This is a genomic window from Pontibacter arcticus (assembly GCF_003284895.1).
Taxonomy (GTDB): Bacteria; Bacteroidota; Bacteroidia; order Cytophagales; family Hymenobacteraceae; genus Pontibacter; species Pontibacter arcticus.
The window spans coordinates 567,794-580,351 of record NZ_QMDV01000003.1; the positions used below are offsets into that span (position 1 = coordinate 567,794).

Below are 12,558 nucleotides of genomic sequence, written 5' to 3' on the forward strand. Positions count from 1 at the left end.
TAACCTTTTAATGGATATTGCCATTTACAGCGTTGTTATACCGCTGTTGGCTGGTATCTATTTCATTAGATATAACAATATCATTATAAGAGTGATGCTTGGGCTTGCCGTATGGGGTATCATCTCTGAGTGCATGTCTTCTTATACCGCTAACAAAGGAATCACTAATTACTGGATCTCTCATATATTTGTGATCCTGGAGTACTGTTTTCTGGCAGCAGCTTACTATTATACTTTCGCTGGGCGGCTTAAAAAGGTAGTTTTATACTCATTGCCTGTTTTTCTGGCCTTTTCCGTTCTAAACCTATTTATATTTAATACCATTGAAGGTATAAATTCTTACGGGCGTGTGCTAGAAAGTGTATTTCTTATTGTGTTTGCGATTGCCTATTTCAACAAAAGGTTTTTGCTGCTCGATAAGCAGTCTTTAGAGCATGATCCTATGTTCCTGTTAAGTGCAGGTGTCATCTTTTACTTTGCCGGTAATGTTACTGCCTACTCGCTTTTCGAGCAGCTGTTAAAAGAATCTTATGACCTGGCGCGCATTTGCCTGGTCTTCGTTTTCCTGACAAATATTTTTTTCTATTGCGTACAGGCGCTGGTTATCTACAGAGCTGCCAGATCATGAGTGCTTCCTTGCTACCGCTCTTTATACTGACGCCTGTTATGCTGGTGCTGGCACTTGGTATTGTGGTGTTTGTTGTTCGTTACCAGAAGCGGCTTTTAGCACACCAGGAGCAGGTACGTGTGTTGCAGCAAGTAAAGCAACTGCAGTTACTCGAAGCTGTGATCGAGGCCCAGGAAACCGAACGACGCCGCCTGGCACAAGACCTGCACGACGAAGTAGGAGGGATGCTGGTACTGGCCAAGTTGCAGCTCACGCAGGTGTTGCCGTCCGGTACTTTGCACGAAGGTAGCGTAGCGGCTTCCGAAAATGTAAAAAATACGCTCGAGGAAGTGATCAGCAGCGTCAGAAGAATTTCACATGATCTGATGCCGGTTATACTCGAAAAAATGGGCCTGTGGCATGCATTGGAAGCCTTACGGCGAGCGGTGCCAAAAGATGCCAACCTGGAAATTATACTTGGGATAGAGACTGACATAAAGCGCTTGCAACCAAATCAGGAACTGCTTTTATACAGGATTATACAGGAGTTATTCAGCAACACCATCAAACATGCGCTGGCCGATAAAATTGAAATCACAGCAAGGCAAATCGGGAATAAGATATCCTTAGTTTACCAGGATAACGGCCTGGGTTTCAACTACAGCCAGTTGCAGAAAAGCAAAAATACAGCCGTGGGTATTGGCCTGATGAACCTGCAAAGCCGCGTCGCTTTATTGAATGGTGAGCTTAACTTTTTTTCTGAGCCCGGTGCCGGAACTAAAGCAGAAATTATAGTTCCAATCCTACAATAAAATTGTAAGTTTGTGTAACAACTTTAGACCAGTTTCTCATGGAGTTTCTGCCATTTACCCTTGCGCTTGCCGATGATCACACACTTTTCAGAAAAGGGATTGTCGAAATACTGAAATTATACCCCGAAGTAACACTTGTTGCCGAAGCTGTAAACGGCGCACGGCTGCTCGAAAAGATCGAAAACAAAATGCCTGACATTGTTATGCTCGATCTGGAGATGCCTGAAATGGATGGGATTGCCACGGCCCGTTACCTGCTCATTAAATATCCGCAGGTAAAAGTACTTATTATGTCGATGTACGGCGAAGAAACGCTGGTTGAGAAACTCCTGGAAGAAGGCGTACACGGTTACCTGCTTAAAAGCGCCGAACCTGCAGAGTTAAGACAAGCCTTACAGGCACTAAAACGTGGCGAAAAGCTAAATTATAAACTGGCACATAATCCATACTTGCTTTAACAGGCAGGAGGGCTTCCCAATACTATAACAGTAGCTGCCCAAAAGTATAGCCAATATGAAGCTATACTTTTAGGCAGTATAATTTAATTCCTTACCAACGGGTTGTCTCCATACCAGTTCGTTATCCGCTCCTGTCTATTCTTTTAAGCGTTCTTATACTACCAAGAAGTTAACTGCCTGCTTTACTTGTTAACTATTTCAAATATTTTTTAAAAAATATATTTGAAATATGCTATAAATATTCTAAATAGCCTATATTTTTATAACTTACTTATAATAAAATTAATTTTTTATTGAAGTGAAGTTTAAACACTATATAATAGTATCTTAATGTTTTGATGCGGAAAGCAACTGGCAGCATGAAAATACAAAAGCATTTATTTAGGATCGGTTACCTGACGTTTTTCCTTTTCTGGATCTGCCTTTCCCAAAGTTATGCCCAGAAAGCCAGTAGTGCTACCAAGGCTAACGTAGTGCAGGACTCTGTAGAGAAAGATACAGAGAACTCGCAGCAGGCATTCGAGAAACTTAACCAGTTTGTAGAGCAGCCGGTTCGCAACTCCGCCGACCTGGAAATTGACGGTTTGATTGTAGACGAGACCATCACAAAGATTGGCCGTGATTTTTACCAGATTTTTAGCATGCAATGGGAGGCCCCTGTCACAGCTAAAAACTTTACGATCCTGATAAAAGAGAAGCCTGCACGCGGAAACGGTGCCATCATTACCGTATCGCTGAATGATACCGATCTGTTTGAGCAAAACCTGCAGCCGCGTTATGATATTATAGAAGAACTTGCCATTTATGCTACAGGTGTTATTTACGAGGCTTTAGTGAACGACCAGATAAGCAGGCAACTGGAAGCCGAAGGCAAAAATGCCCGTGAAGTATTTTAAAAACAGCTACTTAAAATTATACTTGCCATGAAAAAGTTTGTTTACCTGTTACTGGCCATTGTTTTATACTTGTTACCTGGGGCAGAAAGTGCACAAGCACAGGATTTTACTTACCAACCTAAAAACCCTGCTTTTGGTGGCGAAACATTTAACTACCAGTGGATGCAAAGTTCGGCTACATCGCAGGATAAACTGAAAGACCCGAATGCTGTAACCGGCGGCGCTGCCTCCCGCGACCCTTTAGCCGATTTTGAACAAAACCTGAACCGCCAGATCCTGAGCCAGCTTTCCAGGCAACTAGTTACCTCCCAGTTTGGTGAAGGCGCGCTGGAGCCGGGCAGCTATGTGATCGGTAACTATGAGATTGAAGTAACGGAAGGGTCAGGTGGTGTGAACATTGTAATTGTAGATACCGGCACGGGCAACCAGACAACCGTAACGGTTCCATTCTTTTAATTTGTGCCTAGATTTTTACTTGCCTCTTCCTAATACCCTGTATACCTGCCCTTTCTCATGGTAAATCCTTTTTCTGGTAAAACGAATACATTTATACTTTTAGCTTTTGTAGCAACTTTATTTGGTTGTGCACCCTTTATGAGCCAGCCGGTACAAACTTCACGGGCATCGCTTGGCGTGGCGGCACCCGGTAACGAAGATCTGGTAAATCTGCCGGCGCCTCAGCAAAAAGTAGTAGCTGCTGTCTACAAATTTCGCGACCAGACCGGCCAGTATAAACCATCTGCTAACGGGGCCAGCTGGTCTACAGCCGTTACGCAGGGTACCACTACCATCTTGCTTAAATCGCTGGAAGAGTCTGGTTGGTTTACGCCGATAGAGCGCGAGAACCTGGGCAACCTCCTGAACGAACGCAAAATTATACGCTCTACAAGAGCAGAAGCCGAAGCCATGACAGGTAAAAAAGAGCCGGGTTTGCCTTCGCTGCTTTTTGCCGGGATCATTTTGGAGGGTGGGATTATTTCGTATGATGCCAATGTGATAACTGGTGGTGCCGGTTTGCGTTATTTTGGCGCAGGTGGCTCAGGCCAGTACCGCGAAGATAAAGTAACCGTTTACCTGCGTGCCATCTCAACGGGAACAGGCGAAATCCTGAAAACAGTTTATACTTCCAAAACCATACTTTCCCAGACAGTGGATGTGGGCCTTTTCAGGTATGTTAAGTTCAAGCGGTTGTTAGAGGCTGAAGCAGGTTTTACCTATAACGAGCCTTCCGAGATTGCGGTGAAGGAAGCCATTGATAAAGCTGTGCAAAGTATGGTAGTGGAAGGCATACAGGCAGGCTTCTGGCGCTTAAAGGACCCGAAAGATGCTGAACACCCGATCATCAAAGAATATCAGCAGGAAAAAGTAGATATTGCCAACACAGATATACACGGCCATTTGTCTGCTGCACGCCGTGGCAGAGTTGGTTTAAGCGTGGCAGCAGGTGGCCTTCGCTACAACGGCGACTATTCCAAACCGCAGGTGGCCCCGATGGGAGAAGCGGGCATCCGGTTTAATACAGGCAGCAACTTAGCCTTTGATATTCGGGTAGGGGCCGGAGAACTGGCTACTTTCCGTTCTTTTAAAAACAGGATTGCTTTTTCGGAGCTGAACCTTAATTATAACCTGTTTCCAAAATACCGCTACACGCCATTCATTCAGGCAGGTGCAGGCATGCTATCCGGTGGTAAAACATTTGGTGATATTTCCTTCTCGAACCTGGAGCCTTATGTAAAAGCCGGTCTTGGTTTCGAATACCTGGCAACTAAACGCCTGGGCCTGGAGGCTGTGGTTTCGAGTTCATACTTGTTCAGCGATAAGCTGGATGGGGTAGAGAGAGGCCGCTTTAATGATTATTACTGGGGCGGGAAAATCGGGATTACCTACTACCTGGGTTTATTTAAATAAGCTGCAATTCATACTTGTAAAACGACAAAGGCCGGATCTTCCGGCCTTTGTCGTTTTATGCCTGTTTCAGAAAGTTGGCAGGAGGTCGCTTGGCTTTCTGTACAGGAGAATATCCTTAAAATGTTTAATTACCTGACTACCATTTAAGTGTAAATCCGTATTCAAAGAGAAATACAAAAATTTACTTATCAACCCTAAAGTACCAGCTATGAAAAAGAACATACTAATTGCAACAGGTTTATTATTGTTTTCGGGTGCAGCCATTGCGCAAAATAACACCAATTCAATCAGCCAGAGTGGAGACGAAAACAAAGCTGAGGTGACACAGCAAGGCGAAACAGGTGCCATGTCATCGGATAACACTGCTGAAGTAACGCAGCTTGGCACCGCCAACGAAGCTGTCGTAAATCAGAGCAACGGCTCAAGCGATAATTCAGCAACTACTATCCAGATAGGTTTGGATAACAGCTCACAGCAAGAGCAATCAGATGAAAGCAGCGGGAACGTAGCTTTGATTGTGCAGGTAGGGCAGCTAAACAAGGCCAGCCATACACAGGTCGATGGAAGCACCGACAACTATGCTGTCATTACACAGATTGGTAATAACAATGATGCCACGCAGCACCAGTCAGGATTAACAGATGGAAACTTAGCCGTTGTAACTCAAACAGGAAATGATAATACAGCCGAACAGCATCAACTCAATTCCACTTCCCTAAACAACGCCTCCATTTCCCAGACCGGAGATTTTAATGATGGTTACCAAAGACAGGAAAATGCTGACGGTGGTAATATCGCGATACTTATTCAGGAAGGAAATTATAATCAATCAAGACAGATTCAGGAGGGAACGAATCATACTTCAACGGTTACCCAGCTAGGTACTAAACACAATGCCAGCATTAACCAGGCCGGCCAAAATAACTCCGTAACCATAACGCAGAAAAACAACTAATAAAGTTGCCGCATCAGTTTATTGCCCCAGATTTATAAGTGGGGGGCTGATGCGGCGCTTAGTTAAATGCAACGCACCCTAAACTAGATAAACTATGTTTCAACCTTTTACTTCTTGTCGCTATGAAAAACAATGTAACCTTAAGCGCGGCATTTCTGCTGCTAACTGGCAATGCTGTTGCCCAGAACAACACTAATATAGTAGAGCAGGATGGTGGAAACCTTATTGTGCAGATTGAGCAGATAGGCCGGTATAACAACACTGTTATTACTCAGTTGCCAGATGAATCCGGGTATTACGGAGGCTCAGACGACAATCTGGCTAACGTGATGCAGGATGGAGATTTTAACAAAGTGTCAATAGATCAGTCTGCTTCAGCCCGTGATAATGTGGCTACAATTAAACAGGCAGGTAATTTTAATGAGGCTGATCAATACCAGGGAGGGGAAAGTGGAAAAAATATAGCTACTATAGAACAAAAAGGAAATAACAACCAGGCAGTACAGCGGCAGGGCGGCTTCGGGTATGGGAACGAAGCTTACTTAACACAGCAGGGCTCCGGAAATAAAGCCGAACAGGTACAGGTAGCCGAGACAGTAGGAAACTATATGCGCATTTCGCAAAAGGGCGACGATAATACGGCGCTCCAAAACCAATATTTTTCCTTTAATGATGAAGCAATTATTCTGCAGGAAGGCGATGATAACTTCGGGAAGCAGGAACAGGTTTCTTATACGGGTTATAATAAAGCTACCTTAAACCAGGACGGTTGCAGAAACACATCAACACAGGTTCAAACTGGAGATAAGCTTATTTCCCATGTAATCCAGACGGGCAACGATAATACTTCCATGGTCACTCAAACAGGCGCACATCATACTTCCTTAGCAGAGCAAATCGGAAATAACAACAGTATCCTCATCACGCAAGGCAACAATTAAGTTTTAGATTCAGTTGATCTGGTTACTAAAAACCCAGGAGCATATTTTGCAGACAAAATATGCTCCTGGGTTTTTAATAGATTATGGGTGTAATTTAAAGAAGATAATGTTTGATGATGGAATTATAAATTGGTATATTTTAATATAAGTAATTGGTATATAGGGTTTTATATTTAAATTTACCTTTAAAGTATAATTAATAATAAAATTATTTAAAATTAATTTACTATTTTATAATAATGTTTGAAAAAGTTTGTATATTTACAATGTAAATCATCTTAAACTATTTCAACCAATCAAAATGAAAAAGAATCTATTCTTTGCTGCAGCCTTCATGCTATTTGCAGGAGCAGCTTATGCTCAAGGCAATACAGGTACTGCAACTCAAACAGGAAATGACAATGATGCGTTGATAACGCAGGTAGGTAAGAACAACACTGCTTCGACTACTCAGGTTAGAAACGGAAATACTGCTATGCAAAACCAGGATGGTGTAAATAACGCAGCAAGAATTAACCAGAATTCTTCTTATGACACCCCTCCAAATACGAATGACCACACGCAGATACAGGTAGGTAATAATAACTCAGCAGTTGCTGATGTTTATAACAGTGATAATTACGGTTTCCAGGAGCAGGATGGTAACAATAACGCTTCTCAGATTCTGCAGGCTGGCTTAGGTAATAATACTAAAAGTATAGCCACAACCTACCAGGAAGGTAACAACAACATCGCTTTTATAGAGCAAAGAGGTGGTGGCCGTAATACTGCTGCTATCGATCAGATAGGTAATTCAAACGAAGCTTATGTGAAGCAAGACGGAAACAGAAACGATGCTGATGTTGATCAGGATGGTAATGGTAACAATCTTGGTTCTGGAAAGTGGTCTGCTGCTGATCTAGGAGTAAGACAAACTGGTAGCGATAACTATGCTAAAGTTGACCAGTTTGGGAATGATAACAATGCACTTGTTAGCCAGGATGGTAATTTCAATGATGGTATTGTAATACAGAGTGGCAACATGAACGAAGGTATTATTTCTCAGACAGGTGCTAGCCATCTGAGCACGATCACCCAGAACGGTAACCATAATACTGCTACTGTTACACAGAGCAACAACTAATATATTTCAATAAGCCGGGCTTGCGCCGTATTTACCCTTGTGGTATTAATTACGGGTAAGTCCGGCTGATTTGGGTAAGTACTATCTCCATCTAGTTAGTGAATCAGAATAAAAAAGTTATTATTCTGATAAAAAAACCAACTATCAATACGCTCTTTTTCTGTTGCTGTATTTTATCTATCAGCGGAGTTTTCTTTCCATTTCCTTTCTTTAAGACTTACGCTTACTTGTTATAGCAATGGTTATAACAATTTTAAGAAAAAACTTAAGTATAAAATCTTAAATCAAACCAAAATGAAAAAAAATCTATTCTTTGCTGCAGCTTTCATGCTGTTCGCTGGCGCAGCTGTTGCTCAAGGTAACACAAACACAGTAAACCAGTCTGGTACAAACCATAATGCAGAAGTAGCGCAAACTGGCGCAAGAAACTATTCTGCTGTTGATCAGACGAATGATAATAACAACGCAATTGTTGATCAGCTTGGTACTGATAACAAATCTGAGATCGTTCAGATCCAGGGTGCCTACAATAACGAAGCTACCGTTGATCAGGAAGGTGCCAGTAACATAGCTTATCAGCAGCAGGGTGGCAATGCAACAAGCAACGTTGCCGATGTAATGCAAGTAGGTGATAACAATAATGCTTTGCAAAGCCAGGTTATCAATAGCGGGAACAACGAGGCCTTTATTGGGCAGTTCGGAGATAACAACAGAGCATCACAATACCAGGAGGCAAGTTCAGATTACAACCTTGCTGAGATCGTTCAGGATGGTACCCGCAACTTAGCTAATCAGGATCAGTCTGATGTAAGCGGTTCTAACCAGGCTTATATCGACCAGACCGGCGATCGTAACGATGCTGCTCAGGAGCAAACCAATGTTTCTCTTGGTAACATGGCTACAGTTACGCAGGAAGGTTACTGGAACTACGGCTTCCAGTATCAGAGAGGCATCTCTGCTCTTAACGAAGCTACAATCACTCAGACCGGAGATATAAACGATGCCTATCAGTACCAGGAATTGATTAGTCTTGCTAACGTAGCTACTATCACGCAGACTGGTGATTATAACTATGCCCGTCAGGAGCAGAGCTCATTAAGTGGTCTGTTCAATGAAGCTACTATTACGCAGACTGGTGATAGCAACAGAGGCTTCCAGACGCAAAGAAACGGTGGTGACCTGACTGCTACGTTAACCCAGGATGGCAATAGCAACTTGTCTTATCAAACGCAGACTGGCACAAGCCATGTTTCTACTGTAACCCAGACAGGTTCGTTTAACACATCTACTGTAACACAAGGAAACTAATTTCTTTGCTTATAATCCGGGCCTGCTCCGTAATAAGTGCCTTTGGTATTTACTACAGAGAAGGCTCAGGTTATTTAAAACAAGCTTCGCAATAAAGTATACCACTTTTGCCCGATCCAGACAATATTTTTCTCTGCAACATCATCTACACCAGTTACTTTATACTTACAGCAGCTTTGTTGATGAAGTATAACTTAAAGCAAAAAGCTATATCACCCTTAACTTATAACTAATCATGAAAAAGAATTTATTTTTCGCTGCTGCCTTTGTACTTGTTTCAGGAGCCGCTTTTGCACAGGGTAACCAAAACATCGTAACACAAACCGGAACTGCTAACGAAGCAACTGTAAGCCAGACTGGTGCAGCAAACGTTTCGGAAATAATCCAGACAGGTAATCTGAACACTGCTGAAATAGAGCAAATTGGCGACGATAACATTGCTTACCAGACGCAGGCGGGCGGTGTAAACGGTGGAGCAGAGGGCAATATTGCTTTAATAGAGCAAGGTGTTGGAGCTGCTGCATCTAATAATTATGCAGAGCAGAGCCAGCAGGATAATAGCTATGATAACTTAGTTTCCATTTCTCAGACAGGATCTGAAAACGCTGCCTTTCAGTATCAGGGGTTAGGGTCATGGGATAACGTGGCTGTAACATCACAAGCTGGGGTTGGCAATGACGCCCAGCAATACCAAAGCAACCTGAGCCAGCAAAACATACTTTCTATTGAGCAAACTGGCGACAGAAACATCGCCGGCCAGGAGCAGACTGACAGAAGTGCCTTTAACGTGGCTGGTATTGTTCAGACAGGTAACAGAAATCAGGCTTCTCAGCAGCAGTTCCTGGATGCTTACGAAAACATTGCTGAAATTACGCAGTCAGGTGACCGCAACTACGCAGAGCAGCAGCAGGCTATCGGCGAGTCTAACATCGCTACTGCTGTACAGACAGGCAATGGTAACTATACTGAGCAGTTTCAGCAGTATGGCGATATGAATAATGCCTCTATCACACAAACAGGTAATACGAACTACGCTGGCCAATTACAGTCAGGTGATAGCCACAGATCTACGGTTACACAAACAGGTAATGGTAACAGTGTGTTATCATTGCAGTATAACTAATACCAGGAGTTTACTAAGTAGCGCCGGGGCACATGTTATTTTAAAGGCTGCATATCTTAAAGTAGTTATGAAAAATGACAGGTTCTGCTTTGGTTACTTATTTAAAACAACTGAAGTATAACATTTTACAAAATCTGGGGTAAAAGAAGTAATTGCTTTTACCCCAGATTTTATTTAAATTAAAATCTGTAAAAACAAAGAACTATGAAAGCCTTCTACAGCCTCTTACTTTTACTCGGTCTGTGTTTCACTGAAACGAAGGCCCAGAGCAGTTCTTCTGAAGATGTGCTTTTAAAACAGGTGAATAACGAGAGTTCGTATATCCGCCAGGAAGCTACCTCTGTTACAGAGCAAAATCAAACTATCAGGCAACAGACCGGTTCCAATGCAGCTATTCTTTCGCAAAGAGGGGCAAATAACCATGTTATCGTACAGCAGCTAGGAGCGGCTAATACGCTTAACCTGACGCAGCAAGGAAATGGCAACTCCTACGAAGGATACTTTATAGGCTCTAATAACCAAAGCAATGTGCTGCAGGATGGTAACAACAACCGCCTGGTACAGGATATACTTTCCGATAACCAGAAAATACAGGTATCGCAGCTTGGAAACAACAACGAGCTGATCCAGATCGAAAACAGCGCCACAGCCGTACCTGTTCAGATTACACAGCAAGGTAACGGCATGAACATTACCATTCAGAATGGTCACATCAACAACTAACCGGAGGCCTCAGTTTTTTATTTCTTCTACTATTCCGACACTTTTTTAGCTTTTTGCAGATAATATTTAAAATATATGGTTGGATAACTATATATTGGTTATCTTGCTATACCGAGTTGTCTTAGAATTTACGTTATTTATACTTTCTTTGGCTGCCTGATCAGGTTGGCTTTTTTACGATTATGTTCTTTAAACTTTGGCCCATGTTTAAAACAGCTTTGCCTTTCAAGCTTGTTTCTTTTTTATTGCTTTTTGGCATTTTAGTTTCCTGCAACGAAGATACCGTCGAACCGATGGGCGAAGGATCTATAGCCGGAACGGTGATTACCGCAGAAACAGGAGAGCCCATCCCGGCAGCAAGTATAACCACCACACCAGCCACTACAGCCATTGTAACAGATGCTGCCGGTAAATTTTTACTGGATGGCATACCCGGCGGCGACTACAATGTGAGCGCTAAAAAGAATGGCTATAAAACCGAAGCTGTAAGTGTAGCTGTAATGGATGGCAAGCAAAAGCAGATCACGATTGTATTAGGGCGCTCAAAAGATACCAACAGCGTACCAAACCTGCCAGCCAAACCATCGCCGGCAGTAGATGCAACCAACCAGCCAACCACTGTAACGCTTAAGTGGCAAGGCACCGACCCGGACAAAGACCCGCTTACCTACGATGTGTTTTTGTACGAGCCGGGCGCAACGCAAAAAAAAAAATTAGCCGAGGGCCTAACTGATACCAGCTTTGTAGCCACCGACCTGAAGTACGGTACTTTATACTTATGGCAGGTTGTGGCAACAGATGAAATTGGCGGCTTAACTAATGGCCCGGTATGGAGCTTCTCTACTTTGCCGTTGCCAGATACCCGCTACTTATTCGCGCGCGCTGTGGATGGCAACTATGATATTTACAGCTCCACCGGCACCGAGGCTGGTATATTTAAATTAACGTCTTCTTTTGCCCGCGAATGGTGGCCGGTTATCAGCCCGCGCCGCGATAAAATAGCGTATTCATCAAATGTAACCCTGGATCCTCAGATCTGGATCATGAGCCGTAATGGTGCCGATAAGCGCCAGATCACAACGGTACCGGTAGCGGGTTATCACAACTTAGGTATTGGTTTTGCCTGGTCTCCGGATGGTGGCTATCTGGTGTATGCGAACTATGATAACCTGTACCGCATCGATAGCGACGGAGCAAACCTGCGTCTGTTGGCAAAAGCACCTGCCAACCGCCACTTCCGAATGATCGACTGGTCTGCTCAAACTAACAGAATAGTAGTACAAACGATCGGTTCCAACATAAACGATTCTGAAATTTATACGATGAATGCCGATGGCTCTGATATGAAACTGGTGGTAAACAACCTGCCAGGCCGCATCGAAAGCCCGTCTTATTCTATAGATGGAAACAGCATTGTGTACACCCGCGATATTGATGGATTTGAATCAAAGGAAGGACGACAGCTGAATGCGCATATCTTTGTTCAGAAGCTGGATGGCTCCGGTGTAATTGATATTTCGGCTAACAAACCGGCCGGTACCAACGACCTTTACCCACGTTTTTCTCCGGATGGCTCCAAGATTATTTTCGTGAATACCTCAAACGATGGTATCAGCCAAATGGATATCTGGATGGTAGATGCGCTGGATGGCAAGAACCGCGTGAAACTTTTCTCGAACGCCTCGATGCCGGAGTGGAAATAAC

At 43.3% G+C, this 12,558-nt stretch carries 13 protein-coding genes; all 13 read left to right on the plus strand.

Going from position 1 to position 12,558, the window contains the following annotated elements:
- The first annotated feature begins 94 nt into the window (after positions 1 to 94).
- On the plus strand, positions 95 to 628 hold the full coding sequence (locus tag DP923_RS11960) for a hypothetical protein (protein WP_125047715.1): 534 nt from the start codon (positions 95 to 97) through the stop codon (positions 626 to 628).
- Positions 625 to 1,419 (plus strand): sensor histidine kinase, encoded by a 795-nt coding sequence (locus DP923_RS11965; RefSeq protein ID WP_112306084.1) that lies wholly within the window; start codon positions 625 to 627, stop codon positions 1,417 to 1,419. Before DP923_RS11960 ends, DP923_RS11965 begins: the two co-directional genes overlap by 4 nt.
- Before the next feature lie 38 nt (positions 1,420 to 1,457).
- Positions 1,458 to 1,877 carry a response regulator gene (locus DP923_RS11970; RefSeq protein WP_112306085.1) on the plus strand — a complete coding sequence of 140 codons (420 nt, stop codon included), beginning with the start codon at positions 1,458 to 1,460 and terminating at the stop codon, positions 1,875 to 1,877.
- A 359-nt stretch (positions 1,878 to 2,236) separates the two neighbouring features.
- Positions 2,237 to 2,773, plus strand: a complete 537-nt coding sequence (locus DP923_RS11975; RefSeq protein WP_165838185.1) for a CsgE family curli-type amyloid fiber assembly protein — start codon at positions 2,237 to 2,239, stop codon at positions 2,771 to 2,773.
- Positions 2,774 to 2,800: 27 nt separating this feature from the next.
- Positions 2,801 to 3,229 (plus strand): curli production assembly/transport component CsgF, encoded by a 429-nt coding sequence (locus DP923_RS11980; protein ID WP_112306087.1) that lies wholly within the window; start codon positions 2,801 to 2,803, stop codon positions 3,227 to 3,229.
- A 57-nt stretch (positions 3,230 to 3,286) separates the two neighbouring features.
- On the plus strand, positions 3,287 to 4,681 hold the full coding sequence (locus DP923_RS11985) for a CsgG/HfaB family protein (RefSeq protein WP_112306088.1): 1,395 nt from the start codon (positions 3,287 to 3,289) through the stop codon (positions 4,679 to 4,681).
- Positions 4,682 to 4,889: 208 nt separating this feature from the next.
- Positions 4,890 to 5,636, plus strand: a complete 747-nt coding sequence (locus DP923_RS11990; protein WP_112306089.1) for a hypothetical protein — start codon at positions 4,890 to 4,892, stop codon at positions 5,634 to 5,636.
- A 122-nt stretch (positions 5,637 to 5,758) separates the two neighbouring features.
- On the plus strand, positions 5,759 to 6,577 hold the full coding sequence (locus DP923_RS11995; protein WP_112306090.1) for a hypothetical protein: 819 nt from the start codon (positions 5,759 to 5,761) through the stop codon (positions 6,575 to 6,577).
- Between the two features lie 301 nt (positions 6,578 to 6,878).
- On the plus strand, positions 6,879 to 7,700 hold the full coding sequence (locus DP923_RS12000) for a hypothetical protein (RefSeq protein ID WP_112306091.1): 822 nt from the start codon (positions 6,879 to 6,881) through the stop codon (positions 7,698 to 7,700).
- 294 nt (positions 7,701 to 7,994) lie between these two features.
- Positions 7,995 to 9,008 (plus strand): hypothetical protein, encoded by a 1,014-nt coding sequence (locus DP923_RS12005; RefSeq protein ID WP_112306092.1) that lies wholly within the window; start codon positions 7,995 to 7,997, stop codon positions 9,006 to 9,008.
- Positions 9,009 to 9,243: 235 nt separating this feature from the next.
- Entirely contained in the window at positions 9,244 to 10,131 is an 888-nt protein-coding gene (locus DP923_RS12010; protein ID WP_112306093.1) for a hypothetical protein, read from the plus strand.
- Between the two features lie 204 nt (positions 10,132 to 10,335).
- Positions 10,336 to 10,854, plus strand: a complete 519-nt coding sequence (locus tag DP923_RS12015) for a hypothetical protein (RefSeq protein ID WP_112306094.1) — start codon at positions 10,336 to 10,338, stop codon at positions 10,852 to 10,854.
- Between the two features lie 203 nt (positions 10,855 to 11,057).
- Positions 11,058 to 12,557 (plus strand): carboxypeptidase regulatory-like domain-containing protein, encoded by a 1,500-nt coding sequence (locus DP923_RS12020; protein ID WP_165838186.1) that lies wholly within the window; start codon positions 11,058 to 11,060, stop codon positions 12,555 to 12,557.
- The last annotated feature ends 1 nt before the right edge of the window (position 12,558 follow it).